This is a genomic window from Pseudomonas sp. 8 R 14 (assembly GCF_900005955.1).
Taxonomy (GTDB): Bacteria; Pseudomonadota; Gammaproteobacteria; order Pseudomonadales; family Pseudomonadaceae; genus Aquipseudomonas; species Aquipseudomonas marginalis.
This window is the reverse complement of record NZ_CVTH01000016.1, coordinates 44,766-59,135: the sequence shown is the minus strand read 5'-3', so window position 1 is coordinate 59,135 and position 14,370 is coordinate 44,766. Positions and strand designations below refer to the sequence as shown.

Sequence of the window (14,370 nt, the reverse complement as noted above, 5' to 3'; positions counted from 1 at the left end):
CCGGTCTGTAAATCACACTTAAAAAGGAGCCTTAATAGTGATCGACACATTCAGCAGAACCGGCCCGCTTATGGAAGCCTCAAGCTACCCCGCCTGGGCTCAGCAATTGATCCAGGACTGCAGCGAGAGCAAGCGCCGGGTTGTCGAACACGAACTGTACCAACGCATGCGTGACAACACGCTCAGCGCCAAGACCATGCGTCACTACCTGATCGGTGGCTGGCCCGTGGTGGAACAGTTTGCCTTGTACATGGCACAGAACCTCACCAAGACCAAGTTTGCCCGCCATCCGGGGGAAGACATGGCGCGCCGTTGGTTGATGCGCAATATCCGTGTGGAGCTGAACCACGCGGACTATTGGGTGCATTGGGCGCGTGCCCATGGCGTCAGCCTCGAAGAACTGCAGGCCCAGGACGTGCCGCCGGAGTTGCATGCGCTGAGCCACTGGTGCTGGCACACCAGCTCGGCCGATTCGTTGATCGTGGCCATTGCCGCGACCAACTATGCGATTGAGGGGGCGACGGGGGAGTGGTCGGCGGTGGTGTGCTCCACCGGCGTGTATGCGGCAGCCTTTCCCGAGGAAGACCGCAAGCGTGCGATGAAGTGGTTGAAGATGCACGCCCAGTACGACGACGCCCATCCTTGGGAAGCCCTGGAAATCATCTGCACACTGGCCGGGATGAACTCGACCAGGGAACTGCAGGCAGAGCTGCGCCAGGCCGTGTGCAAGAGCTACGACTATATGTACCTGTTCCTGGAAAGTTGCATGCGCCTGGAGAAAGAAAAACCGGCGAGCGCTGCTGTGCGCGAGCGCCCTTTGCGCGTCGCCAGCGAAGCGTGATGTAACGGGGATGGCGGGGTTTTACCCCGCCATTGCCAGGCGATTGCGGCCTTCGCGCTTGGCCACGTACAAGGCGCTGTCGGCGCGACGCAACAGGCTCTCGGCCGACTCGGCGGCCAGCAGGGTCGAACAACCGAGGCTCACCGTCAATTCGATCCGTCTTCCTTCCGCCCAATAATCCTGGGCCTGTGCCGCCTGGCGCAGGCGTTCACCGACCATGGCCGCCGCATCCCGGCCGGTGTTGGACAGCAGGATCAGAAACTCTTCCCCGCCAAACCGAAACACCATGTCCACGTTACGCAACTGGCTCTTGATCGCTCCGGCAACGGCGCGCAATACGTTATCGCCGGCCGTATGGCCGTGGGTGTCGTTGATGGTCTTGAAGTGGTCGATGTCCAGCATCAGCAGGGACAGCGGGTTCAGGTGCCGGCGCGCCATGTCGATTTCCCGTTGCAGGGTCTGGTCCATGGCAATGCGGTTGCCCGTTTCGGTCAACGGGTCGCGCAGGGCGCTGCGGGTGGCGACGCGGTAGAGCAGGGCGTTGCGCATCGGGTAGAGCAGGGTCGACAGCAGTGATTCGAGCTGGCCGAGTTCCTCTTCCAGCAGGCGCTGGTTGCGGCGAAAGACCAGCTCGCCGAGGTGCTCGCCTTCGTGGCTGAGGCTGTAGCTCACCGAGTGGTGGCCACGGTGGCCGAACTCCAGGCGCAGGTCACTGGTTTCGTGGCGATATTGCAGGGCATCCAGGGGGACCAGGCGCTGGATCTCACGGAAAAACACCGCGAGGATACGCTGCGGTTCCAGGCTGGTCTGCAATTGCATCCCCAGTTGCTGGCGAAGTTGTGCGACGGTCGTCGGGCGGTGAGGTACGAGTGATGGCTGACCAAAGCCCAGGCGTTGCAATTTTGCACTGTCGAAGTCAATTGCGTTGGTCTGGGTGGGGGTTTTCATAAGCAAACGGCCTCTAAGCACTTAGCTGTCTTACAGGCTGGATGAGAGTGGCAAATGCCAGGCGTCTTACTGTTCCTTCAGTTCCGTAAAACATTGGAAACAGTTTAGACCGCTTTACTGGGGGTTTATAACCCCTGGGCACTGCCGCACGTCTTGTCATCGCTTGACCTGCTTGGAAGGTGTTAGAGCGAGATTCGTGCCATTTCGTTTAAATAAATAAAAAACCTTACAAATCAAAGACCGTTTTTACAGTAAAAAAACGGTCGTTAAGCACTGACGTCAGTTATTTGGCTGATTGCACCAGCGTGTTGTGGTCAATCTGGTCGATGGACGTGACACCGGTCAACGTCATGGCCACGCGCATTTCCTTGGCGAAGATGTCCAGCAGGTTCTCTACCCCGTGTTGCCCGTCGGCGGCCAGTGCATAGGCGGTGGCGCGTCCGAGCAGGCACGCCTTGGCGCCGAGGGCGAGCATGCGCACCACGTCCAGCCCGGAACGGATGCCGGAGTCCACCAGCACCGTCAGGTCATCGCCCACGACATCGGCAATTGGTGGCAGAGCCTTGGCGGTGGACAGCACACCGTCCAGCTGACGGCCGCCATGGTTGGAAACCACGATGCCATCGGCGCCGAAACTCACTGCGTCCCTGGCGTCCTGAGGATCGAGGATGCCCTTGATAATCATCGGGCCTTTCCAGAAGTCGCGGATCCACTCCAGGTCTTTCCAACTGATGGAGGGGTCGAAGTTATTGGCCAGCCAGCCGATGTAATCTTCCAGGTGAGTGGGTTTGCCGAGGTACCTGGAGATATTGCCCAGGTCGTGGGGGCGGCCCATGAGCCCTACGTCGAACGCCCATTGCGGCTTGGTGACGGCTTGCAACATGCGCCGCTGCGCCGCGAACGGCCCGGACATGCCCGAGTGGGCATCGCGGTAGCGCGCACCGGGCGTGGGCATGTCCACGGTGAACACCAGGGTGGTGACCCCCGCCGCCTGGGCCCGCTCCAGGGCATTGCGCATAAAGCCCCGGTCCTTGAGCACATACAGCTGGAACCAGATTGACTGCGGGCTCTGCGACGCCACTTCTTCAATCGAACACACCGACACTGTCGACAGGCAGAAGGGGATGCCCTTGTTCGCCGCCGCCTTTGCCGCTTGTACTTCGCCGCGCCGCGCATACATGCCGGTCAAGCCGACAGGGCTGAGGATGACCGGCATGTCCAGGGCCTGGCCGAACAGCGTTGTCTTGAGGCTCAGGTTATCGACATTGCGCAGCACGCGTTGGCGCAGGCTGATCTCGGCCAGGTCCGAACTGTTCGCGCGCATCGTGTGCTCGGCGTAGGCACCGCCGTCGATGTAGTCGAACAGGAAGCGCGGCAGCTTGCGTTTGGCCGCTGCGCGGTAGTCGGAGGCGGACGAGATGATCATTAAGCGTGTCTCCACAAGGCTGGGCGGGTCAGGATAGGCAAATATCTGTCATGATAAAAACAACTTTTATCGCTAGATACCAGTCGCTAAAGGAATACCCATGAACTTGAGAACGTTGCGCACGTTCGTCGAAGTGGTGCGCCAGGGCGGATTCTCCCAGGCCGCCGACGTGGTGGCCTTGACCCAATCCACGGTGAGCAAGGCGGTCAAGACCCTGGAGGAAGAACTCGGCATGCCGCTGCTCGATCGCCTGGGTCACCGCAACGAACTCACCGCTGCGGGTGAGATCGCCTACCGCCGCGCCCTGGTACTGCTCGCCGAACACCATGACCTGGTCGCCGAGATCAACGACCTGCGCGGCCTCAAGCGCGGCGTGTTGCGCATCGGCCTGCCACCGGTGGGGTGCGGGGTGTTGTTTGCGACGATGTTTGCCACCTATCGCAGTCGTTATCCGGACATCGACATCGAACTCACCGAATACGGTAGCAAGAGATTGCGCGAGTGCCTGGAAGCGGGGGAGGTCGACCTCGCTGCGTTGCTGCTGCCGGTGGATGCAGGTTTCGATTATCAGCCCGTGCGCAACGAACCGCTGATGGCCGTACTGCCCAAGGGCCACCCCCTGGCCCAGCGTCAACGCATCGACTTCGCCGACCTGGCGGACTCGCCGTTCATCCTGTTCGAAGCCGGCTTCGCCCTGAACGCCAAGATCCTCGCCGCCTGCGAGCGCAAAGGCGTGATACCCCGCGTGGCGGCGCGCAGCGGGCAGATCGACTTCATCGTCGACCTGGTCGCCGCCGGCCTCGGCGTCGCCTTCCTGCCCCGCATGCTGGCGCACAAGCATCAACACGCAGGCATCGCCCTGATCCCTCTCGACGAACCCCACACCGACTGGCACATCGCCCTGGCCTGGCGCGCCAGCGCCCACCTGCCCCCCGCCGTGCGCGCCTGGCTGGACCTGGCCAAGGAGCAGCAGCTTTCAGCCGGTCATCCGGATTAATCGTCAAGGCCGTCAGGGAAAGCTTGACTTCTCCTTTTCAATCAGTAACATACGGCGCATTCCGCGATAGCTCAGTTGGTAGAGCAAATGACTGTTAATCATTGGGTCCCTGGTTCGAGTCCAGGTCGTGGAGCCAGATAGGGAAAAGCCTGCAGCGATGCAGGCTTTTTTTTGCCTTGGATTTTTCCGGGGCGATCAAAGCGCGCAGCGTGACCCGCATGAATGCATCTCAAATCCTACGATTCCGAGGTCAATATCATGAAAGTCACTGCGGTCGTTTCAACCAAAGGCGGGCCGGGTAAAACTGCGGTTGGCGTCAATCTGGGCGCGTTCTGCGCCGATGATGGGGTATACCTCACTGGCCGCACTCCTCTAAAAAAGGCAATCAGCCAATAGCACCACCATTGAGCGGTTTTCTCCCATAAAAAACTGCCGGCTAAGCCAGAGGCGCGAATTTACCTCCCAATTGCGTTGCCAAGTACGGACCTGAATTGCATGTTCACGATTTCTGTTAAGTAATTGATGTTAAAGGCCTTAATTTTTCAGACTACAAGTGATCGTGTGTCACCACTGAAACAAAGTTGTACATTTAATTGACGCCACTAAAACGCCACCATAAGATCGCCGCCAAGTGATGGCACAAAGCCATGTAGAGGGATCTAGAAATGTGGCGTTCGGCACACCGGACCAGGCTCAGTCTGCTGTCCGCTTTTTTTTGCCTGGGCTTTGCTGGGACAGCTCAAGGCGCTACCCCGCAGAACACGCCCGGCGTTACTGATCTGATCCGTGACCGCCAGGATCGCCTGCTCGAAGAGCAACAACGCCGACTCGAAGAACTCAAGGACCTGCCCGGCAAAGCTGCTACGCCTACCAAGCCGACAGCGCCCGCCGACACGCGCTGCTTTGCGATCAACACCATCGAACTTGCCGGCGCCGATGCCTTGTCCGATGGCGAGCGCGCCAGTCTGATCAAACCCTATATCGGCCAATGCCTCGGCGTGGCGCAGCTCAATGATCTGCTCAAAGTCATCACCGATCACTACCTCGCCAAAGGCCTGGTCACCAGTCGCGCCTATCTGCCGCAGCAAAACCTCGCCAGCGGAAACCTCAAGGTACAAGTGGTGGAAGGCCGGCTGGAAAGCTTGAAGGGCGCCGAAGGCAGCGGCATCACCGGCCGCCAGCTGTTTATGAGCTTCCCAGGCAAACCAGGCGATTTGCTCAACCTGCGCGAAATCGAGCAGATGGTCGACCAACTGAACCGTCTGCCCTCCAACCAGGCCCAGATGGAATTGGCCCCCGGCAAGGAAGTCGGCGGCAGCGACGTGCTGGTCAAAAACACCCCGCAAAAACCTTGGCGCGTCGGCCTGTCCCGCCACAACGGTGGCCAGCGCGCCACCGGCGAACAGCAGTGGGGCGCCAGCCTGGATTGGGACAACCCGCTGGGCCTGGCCGACCAACTCTCCCTGCGTGGCGGCCACGATGCCGTCAGCGACCACCAAAAAACCTCGCGCAATTCGATGCTCAATTACAACCTGCCATTTGGCTGGTGGAACCTCAATTACAGCTACAGCGAAACCGAATACCGCTCGCTGGCCCAGGCCAGCGGTTTCAACTTCAAGCAGTCCGGCGACAGCCAGAACCATCAACTGCGCCTGGAACGGGTGATTCGCCGCGACGCCCTGAGCAAAACCTCCCTCAGCACCGGCGTGGCGTACCTGCGCACCAACAACTTCATCGAAGACAGCAAGCTCGCGTTGAGCAGTAACCGCCTCAGCGAAACCCAGTTCGGCATCAACCATGGTCGACGTATCGGCGGCTCATTCCTCAACATCGACCTGGGCATGCAGGACGGCATTGGCGCATTCGACGCCCAGGCCAACCACAATCCGCGCCCCGGCCAGGCCGATGCGCGCTACCGCAAATACACCGCGACCCTGAGCTACCTGTACCCGTTCAAGCTGTGGGGCGAGTCGTTCAGTTTCAGCAGCCTGATGACCGGCCAGCGCAGCGAAGACGTGCTGTTCAGCCCCCAGCGCATGAGCCTGGGCGGGCAGTCATCGATACGTGGTTACAAGGATCAAAGCCTGGCCGGCGATAGCGGCGGCTACTGGCGCAACGACCTGCGCTGGAGCCGCCCGGTGACCATCGCGTGGTTGCAGCCGGTGTTCAATGAATACGGCACCAGCCTTGGTTATGACCAAGGCGTGATCAGCCATGGCCGCTACAACGCCGAACAGCACGGACGCATGAGCAGCAACTCCGTGGAGTTGTTCGCGCGCGGCCAGAACGTCGCCGCCACGGTGACCTTTGCACACTCTTTGGAACGCCCGGGGCCGATCACTGAACGTGAAGCGCCGGTCTATTTTCGCCTGGATTTCTTCCTTTAAATTTTTACCGCCCCTTGGGCATCGAGACATCACATGGACGTTCGCCAGTTCGCCTTTCTTGCGCGCCAACCTTCTGCGGCCTTGAAAACGCGCTCCACTTTCCTGGGACTGCCCAAGCGCGGCTTGGCGTTGATCCTGGCCAACGCGATGTTCTGGCAGCCGTTGCTGGCGCAGGCGGATGGGATTGTGGTCAGCGCGCCGGGGACTACGCTGGGCCAGGCGGGCAATGGCGTACCCATCGTCAATATCGCGGCGCCCAATGGCAGCGGGTTGTCCCATAACCAGTTCCAGGATTACAACGTCGGCCAGCAGGGCGTCATCCTCAACAACGCCACCAGCCGCACCCAGTCGACCCAGTTGGGCGGGATTATCCTCGGCAACCAGAACCTCAACGGCACAGCAGCCAGCGTGATCCTCAACGAGGTCAACGGCGGCAGTCCGAGTCAGTTGCGCGGGTACACCGAGGTGGCTGGGCAGTCGGCCCACGTGATCGTGGCCAACCCGTATGGCATCACCTGCAATGGCTGCGGTTTTATCAATACCCCGCAAGCCACGTTGACCACCGGTAAAGCAGTGATCGAAAACGGCCAGGTCAATCGTTACCAAGTCGACGGAGGCAGCGTCGCCATCGAAGGTGCGGGCCTTAATGCCAACAACATCGATCGCTTCGAAATCATCACCCGCTCGGCCAAGCTCAATGCGGAGATCCAGGCCAAGAACCTGACGATCATTGCCGGCGCTAATGACGTTGACGCCAAGACGCTCAAGGCCACCGCGCGTGCCGCCGACCCGGCGACTGCACCGCAACTGGCGATCGACTCTTCGTCCCTGGGTGGGATGTATGCCGGGGCGATCAAGCTGGTCAGCAGTGAAGCTGGGGTCGGGGTAAAGCTTGACGGGAAAATGGCCGCCAGCGCGGGCGATATTCAGATCGCCGCCAATGGCGACCTGACCGTTGCGCAACTCGCTGCCACTGACGCAGTGACCGTCAAAGCTGCCAGTACCGATATGCAGGGCACGGTTTACGGCAGTAGCGTGAACTTGCAGGCCCGCGATGCGCTGAGTATCCAGCAAAACATCGCGGCTCGTGACCAGATCGTGCTTCGTACCCAGGGGCGGTTGACCAACAACGCGATCATCGAAGCGGGCGTCAACGACGACAACACCCGCAATACCACGGGCGATATCAAGATCCGCGCCCAGGACATGCATAACAACGGCAGTGTGGTTGCCAGCCATGACGTGCGTGTTTCGGTGGATCAAGCCCTGGATAACATCGGCGGTATTGTCAGCGCGCAACGTCTCGCGAAAATTACCGCAGGTACGCTGGATAACCGCAATGGCGGCAAGGTGCTCAGCGCTGATAAGGCCCGCATCAACGCAGATAATCTCCTCAATGCCCAAGGCAAAATTTATAGCCAGGGCGACTTGCGCATTGTCAGCGCAGACCTGGATAACCGCGGCGGTGCAATCGCCAGCAAGGTAAGTATCCGGCTGACTGGCGGCAGACTCAACAACAGCGACAACGGCAGCTTGATCGGCGAGCAAACGCTCACTATCAAAGCCGATCAGGTGCTTAACCAACTGGGCCTGATCTCTGGGTTGCAGGGCCTTGAAGTCAAAGGCGGCAAGCTCGACAACAGCAACCACGGCAAGCTCTCCAGCCTCAACGGCGAAGTCAGCGTCAAGCTCAGCGGCGATCTGGACAACAGCAACGCAGGCGCGCTGGTTAGCCAAAAAGCGCTGATGGTCAGTGCGGACAACATCGATAACCGGCAGGGTAGCCTGTCCAGCGGAGCAGGACAGACGCTCACCGTCAACGGTGTGTTGGATAACAGCGACAAGGGCCAGATGGACAGCGCAGAGACGCTGGTCGCCGCCGCCATGACGCTGCGCAACGTCAGCGGCGCCATCAGCTCCCAACTCGGCCTGACCGTCACCGGTACCGATGTGGACAACACTGCCGGCAGCATCGCGACCAACGCAGAGGCCACCCTTGATCTGCTGGGCACCCTGACCAACACCAAGGGCACAGTCGCCAGTGTGGGAGACCTGCTGCTCAAGCGAGCCGATCAGGTCGATAACCAGGGCGGTCAGCTCGCCAGCCAGAGCATGATGACGCTGCTTATCGGTGGCCTGGACAACCGTAACGGCGGCACAGTCGCCGCCAACGGTCAGCTTCTGTTGACGGCCACCGGCAAGGTGCAGAATGACAACGACGGTCTGATCTACAGCAAGAACGCAAACCTCAACCTGCATGTCGCCAGCGTGGAGAACAGCAACGGCACGCTGCAAAGCCAAACGACGCTGGTGCTTGAAACCAAAGGTGATGTCGACAACCTCGACGGCAAAATCATCGCCCAGGACGGCGAACTGAGCGTTACCGCCGACAACGTGGATAACCGTGGCGGCACGCTGTCCAGCCTGAAAAACGCCTTCACCGCACGCCTTGTTGGCGTACTCAAGAACGGTTACGACCTCGACGGCAAAGGCGGCACGGTCCAGGCGAGCGCGCTTGATTTGCGCGCGCTGGCAGGTATCAACAGCAACGGCGGACGCATCGCTGCACAAGATGGTGACGCGCTGATCGACACCCGAACTGCTGACTTCGATAACCGCAAGGGTGGGCTCTATGCAAAGCAGGGCGTGATCGTCACCGGCAACAACTTCGACAACAGCGGCGATAAAGGTGGCCAAATCTCCGGCCAGATAATCGACCTGACCCTCGACGGTGATTTGAACAACCGACTCGGCATTATCGAAAGCGACAGTACCCTAACGATCACAGCGGCCAGCATCGACAACCAGACCGGCAAACTGCGCGCACTCGGCAACAGTGGCATCACCCGCTTCCAGATTGGTGGGCGGCTGAATAACCAGAGCGGCATGCTGGAGACGGCAAACAACGATATCAACCTCACGACCGGCAGTTTGCTGAACACTGGCGGTAGCATCGTGCATGCCGGCAAAGGCAACTTTGGTGTGGCCAGCAGCGATGTAATGAACGCCGGCGGCAGCTTCACCACGGGCGGTGACCTGACTCTGGATGCCGAAAGCTGGACCAACAGCGGGGTCATTCAGGCCGGCACGCTCAACGTCAACATTAAGGACTTCACACAAACCGCTACCGGGCAATTGTTGGCGTCGACGGCGTTTGTCGGTACAGGCGACACCTGGGTCAATGACGGCGTGATCGGCAGCGACGGGACGCTGGGCCTGAAGTTGACCGGTGGCTACTCGGGCAGCGGCCGGATGAGCAGCCTGGCCGAGCTGAAAGTGGCTGCCTCTCAGCTGGACCTCGGCGCTACCGCCAGTATCACGGGCGGCGGTAAAACCGATATCAATGTCATCGGCCAGTTGAATAACTACGGCCGATTGACCTCTGGCAGCGATATGACCGTGACTGCCACGGGCCTCGCCAACTACGGGGCCCTGGCGGCCTCGCAAGACCTGGTCATCAACGCTGAGACACTCCTTAACGATCAGGCCGAAGACGGCAGCCGCGGCTTCATATTCAGCGGTCGGAATATGAGCCTCCAGGCGAACAGCATCAAAAACCGCTACGCCGACATCTACAGCATTGGCAATCTTATCGTCACAGGCAGAGCGCCAGGCAGCTCAGCCCAACGCCTGGAAAACCGCTCCGGCAGCATCGAGGCCGGCGGCGACATCAACGTCGACGCCGCAAACTTCGCTAACCAGCGCGACAAATTCAGCATGGAGCAGGTGGTCGTAGGCGGCTTCATGACCATGTCCTGCGTACAACACTGTGACGGCCCTCAAAGCCCACGTGTGCGTGGCCCGGTATTCATTTACAAAACAGTTGAAAGCACCGTGAGCGTTGACTCACCCATGGCCACATTTGTGTCTGGGCACAACCTCACGGTTAACAGCACAAGCGTCCTCAACCAATACAGCCTGCTGTCGGCGGCAAACGACCTATCCATCACCAGCACCAACATCACCAACCAGGCGGCTCTTTCCGCATCGGGCACATCCGGTCACGAGGTGGGCGCCGGCAACTGGGTTTCGGGGAGTGACTTTTACCGGTTGATGAGCGATGTACGCACCTACAACAACCAGCATCCGAGTTCGGGGCCGTTTGATCCCGTGGCGTTTGGCCAACTGGTCGCGAAGTTTGATCCTTCCTTGTTTTATGGCATCAACGACCCTGTGACGGTACAGGCCGATGGCAAAGCGGCTGCACCGGCCATCATCCAGGCTGGCGGCGCCTCCAAAGTCTCAGCAAGTAACGACATCAGCAATCTGGTGGTTCAGAAAACCACGACGGCCGTTGAGGAGCGGTCAGTGAACACCAGCGTTTTCAGCGTGACCCAACCTTCAACCGTCTTGCTCAACCGCCAGTTGCCGCCGGACCTGGCAGAACTGCAAGTTGACCCAACTGCGTTGCCGGGTTTCAGCCTGCCGACGGGTCAAAACGGCTTGTTCCGACTAAACGCCCAGGACACCTCGGGTGCGGCCGTCAGCCAAATCGTGGGCGTGCAAGGCCTCCCTAACAGCGTGACGGCGGTCAAGCCGCCGAAGTACCTGATCGAAACCAACCCCGCACTCACCGACCTCAAGCAATTCATGAATTCGGACTACTTGCTCACACGCCTTGGCTACGACCCCGATACCAGCGCCAAGCGCCTCGGTGACGGGCTCTACGAACAACGCTTGGTACAGCAAGCTGTGGTCGCTCGCACCGGCCAAGCCTTCATCGATGGCCAGACCTCCAATGAGGATCAGTTCAAGTACCTGATGAACAACGCGATCGCGAGTAAGAATGAACTCAATCTCGCAGTTGGTGTGACCCTGACGTCGCAACAGGTCGCGGCGCTGACTCACGACATAGTCTGGCTTGAAGAACATGAGGTTAATGGCGAGAAGGTGCTGGTGCCGGTGTTGTACATGGCGCAGGCCAATAATCGGCTGGCACCTAATGGGGCGCTGATTCAAGGCACCGATGTGACGATGATCGCCGGCAAGAACCTGACCAATGCCGGTACATTAAAAGCCACCAATAACCTGTCTGCCGTTGCTGGCCAGGACATGGTCAGCAGCGGGCTGGTGCAGGCGGGTGGTCGATTGGATCTGTTGGCCAGCAAGGACCTCACCAACAAGGCGGGCGGCGTTATCGCCGGTAAGGATGTGGCGTTAACGGCGCTTACAGGCGATGTAACAAACGAGCGCACGGTGACTTCGTCGCAGATTGCTTACGGAAAAGATCAGGTTCGTAACGATTACGTCGACAGCGCGGCTCGCGTCGAGTCGGCCAACGACCTGAATATTTCGGCGGGGCGAGATATCAATAACATCGGTGGCGCACTGCAAAGTGGGCGTGACGTGATCTTGGGCGCCAGTCGGGACGTGAACATCGCTTCCGCGCAGGCCACCAATAGTCTGGGTCGCGGCGTCAACCGCAACAGCAGCAGCACTACTCAGTACAGCGCCAGTATCAGTGCCGGGAGGGACGTTTCGGTTCAGGCTGGCCGCGATGTTACGGTTGTTGCGGGCGACATCGATGCTGAGCGGGATATCGCCATGGTCGGGGCGGGTGACGTAACTATTGCTTCAGCCGCAGATGAAAACCATTTTCTCTTCAAAAGTAAAAAGCTGACGATTCAGGAGGACCACGTCCGGCAGGTCGCGAGCAGTATAAGCGCTGGTGGGAATGTGGCCGTGACGGCCGGTAAAGACATGGCGGTGATCTCCAGCAGCATTACTGCTGGCAAGGAAGCGTATCTCGCAGCGGGTAACAAACTTGGAGTTTTCGCCGCTCAGAACAGTGATTACTCCCTTTACGATGAAAAGAGCAAAGGCTCTTTCGGCGCCAAGAAAACCAAGCGTGACGAAGTCACGCAAGTTACCAATATCAGTAGTCAGATCACCTCTGGCGGCGACATGGTGCTCGCCAGCGGTGGAAACCAGCGCTATCAGGCAGCGAAGCTCAACAGCGGCGAAGACCTGATTATCAACAGTGGCGGTTCAGTGACCTTCGAGGCAGTCAAGGATCTGCATCAGGAGAGCCACGAGAAGAGCAGTACTAGCCTGGCTTGGACATCGATGTCGACCAAAAGCGCGACCGATGAAACATTGCGTCAGAGCCAGATCACCGCGAAGGGAGAACTGGTGATCAATGCTGTTGAAGGCCTACACATTGACGTGAAACAGGTCGATCAGGAAACCGTTAGCCAGGCCATTGATGCGATGGTCAAGGCCGATCCAGCTCTTGCGTGGATGAAGGAGGCAGAGAAGCGCGGTGACGTGGACTGGCGCATGGTCAAGGAGGTGCACGAGTCCTTCAAGTACAGCCATTCCGGGCTGGGAGCTGGTGCTCAGGTAATCCTTGCCATCGCTCTATCTCTGGTAATGGGGCCAGCAGGTCTTGGGCTTAGTCCTATGCAGGCAGCAGTGGCTGTCAGTCTATCCAGCACAGCAATCAACAGTACGATTTCCAACAAGGGCAACCTGGGTATCGCGCTCAAGGATACTTTCAGCGGCAGTAGCCTGAAAAATGCTGCTATCGCAGGTGTTACGGCAGGTCTTATCGATTATGCAGACACCAAATGGTTTTCCGGCACTAGCGGAGCGGCGAATGGTGGATCGAAAGTCATCAGCACTGGGCCGTTGCAGAACCCAGGTTATGCTTCCAGTATGCTCAGCCCGGAAAACTGGGCGGATACCCTATTGCGCAGCGGCACTCATGCCCTGATCAATAGTGGTGTGTCTACTGCTATCAATGGTGGAAGTTTTGGCTCGAACCTAGGAGATGCGTTGATCGGTGAGGGCATCGATCTTGGCGCCGCTTTAGGTAACAAGGCAATTGGTGATTTGGCGGCGGGCCTGGAAGTAGCGCCTAAGATTGCTGAGAAGCTGATCCTGCATGCGGCGTTGGGCGGTTTGATCGCCAAGGCTCGCGGTGATAGTTTTGCCAGCGGAGCCATCGCAGGCGGTGTGGCTGAGGGCCTGACGCCTATTGCGAATGGTCTACTGTCAGAGTTCGTCAGCTCCCGCTTTGATGCGACTGACTTGAGCGCCGCAGGAAGCCAACTGAAAATCGGCACAGCGCAGATCATTGGATTGATTGCGGCCGGTGTGGCGGGTGGAAATCCAGCGACGGGCAGCCTGATTGGTGGGACGGCGGAGAAGTACAATGACCAAGGGTTCCACCTTGATCCTACGGATCAGTCTGATGACAACGGAATGTCGATGCAGCAGTCGGTATCCGACATTGACAAGCTCAAGAAAAATATTTCTCTGCTGATACTGACTGGCCTCTTCCCAGAGTTTTTCTTGGAGGAGGGAGCCGCCGGCAGCGTTGGCTTCCTGTCAAAAATAAAGGGAATGTTCAGTGAGTCTGCTGAGGGAGAAGCATTAGCTGGAGGGGGCACAAGCGCCGGGAAAGGCGGAGCTATTGAGGCTGGTACCGATGCCCAAGTCACTGGGAGCTCCGCAACGGCTGCTGCCAATGCGGGAAAACGAGCGCAGGAAATTGCTGAAGAAATAGCTGACGGTCATGCATTTGATAAGCATGTGGTTGATCAAGAAGAATATAAAGACCTTGGGATAACTACACGTGAGGAGTTTTCGAAGCATATTAAAGAAGTTGTTAGCAAGCCTACGTCGTCTCGCGAACTGAGTGGAGGAAGAAGTGCCTTTTGGGATGAGGCTAGTGGTACAGTTGTTATCAGAAACCCCAACGCTGTTGATGGTGGAACCGCATTTCGTCCTACCGGTGGGCGTGCATATTTTGATAATTTGAAGTGAG

6 protein-coding genes and 1 tRNA gene are annotated in these 14,370 nt (G+C 58.9%); 5 read left to right on the top strand and 2 right to left on the bottom strand.

Going from position 1 to position 14,370, the window contains the following annotated elements:
• Positions 1-70: 70 nt before the first annotated feature.
• Positions 71-841: a TenA family transcriptional regulator gene (locus BFQ01_RS01060; RefSeq protein ID WP_370671241.1), complete on the top strand. Its 771-nt coding sequence runs from the start codon at positions 71-73 to the stop codon at positions 839-841.
• A 21-nt stretch (positions 842-862) separates the two neighbouring features.
• On the opposite strand, the gene BFQ01_RS01055 is transcribed toward BFQ01_RS01060, so the two are convergent.
• Together BFQ01_RS01055 and lldD are read right to left on the bottom strand one after the other, a co-directional pair.
• On the bottom strand, positions 863-1,789 hold the full coding sequence (locus tag BFQ01_RS01055) for a GGDEF domain-containing protein (RefSeq protein WP_065923911.1): 927 nt from the start codon (positions 1,787-1,789) through the stop codon (positions 863-865).
• A gap of 283 nt (positions 1,790-2,072) precedes the next feature.
• Positions 2,073-3,215, bottom strand: a complete 1,143-nt coding sequence (gene lldD / locus BFQ01_RS01050; protein WP_065923910.1) for an FMN-dependent L-lactate dehydrogenase LldD — start codon at positions 3,213-3,215, stop codon at positions 2,073-2,075.
• 100 nt (positions 3,216-3,315) lie between these two features.
• Between lldD and BFQ01_RS01045 the strand changes: the two genes are divergently transcribed.
• The 4 genes from BFQ01_RS01045 (at position 3,316) to BFQ01_RS01030 (ending at position 14,369) form a co-directional block, all read left to right on the top strand.
• A complete protein-coding gene (locus tag BFQ01_RS01045) occupies positions 3,316-4,212 on the top strand; it encodes a LysR family transcriptional regulator (protein WP_065923909.1) in 897 nt (298 codons plus the stop codon).
• A 60-nt stretch (positions 4,213-4,272) separates the two neighbouring features.
• A tRNA-Asn gene (locus BFQ01_RS01040) sits at positions 4,273-4,348 on the top strand.
• 529 nt (positions 4,349-4,877) lie between these two features.
• The gene (locus BFQ01_RS01035) at positions 4,878-6,599 is read left to right on the top strand and encodes a ShlB/FhaC/HecB family hemolysin secretion/activation protein (protein ID WP_065923908.1); all 1,722 of its coding nucleotides are present in this window, start codon (positions 4,878-4,880) and stop codon (positions 6,597-6,599) included.
• 33 nt (positions 6,600-6,632) lie between these two features.
• On the top strand, positions 6,633-14,369 hold the full coding sequence (locus BFQ01_RS01030; protein WP_141691226.1) for a two-partner secretion domain-containing protein: 7,737 nt from the start codon (positions 6,633-6,635) through the stop codon (positions 14,367-14,369).
• Position 14,370: the final 1 nt, after the last annotated feature.

Bases quoted from the DNA above. Each gene is read 5' to 3' on its own strand.
- lldD (WP_065923910.1), bottom strand. From the start codon at position 3,215: ATGATCATCTCGTCCGCCTCCGACTACCGCGCAGCGGCCAAACGCAAG.
- BFQ01_RS01055 (WP_065923911.1), bottom strand. From the start codon at position 1,789: ATGAAAACCCCCACCCAGACCAACGCAATTGACTTCGACAGTGCAAAA.
- BFQ01_RS01045 (WP_065923909.1), top strand. From the start codon at position 3,316: ATGAACTTGAGAACGTTGCGCACGTTCGTCGAAGTGGTGCGCCAGGGC.
- BFQ01_RS01060 (WP_370671241.1), top strand. From the start codon at position 71: ATGGAAGCCTCAAGCTACCCCGCCTGGGCTCAGCAATTGATCCAGGAC.
- BFQ01_RS01030 (WP_141691226.1), top strand. From the start codon at position 6,633: ATGGACGTTCGCCAGTTCGCCTTTCTTGCGCGCCAACCTTCTGCGGCC.
- BFQ01_RS01035 (WP_065923908.1), top strand. From the start codon at position 4,878: ATGTGGCGTTCGGCACACCGGACCAGGCTCAGTCTGCTGTCCGCTTTT.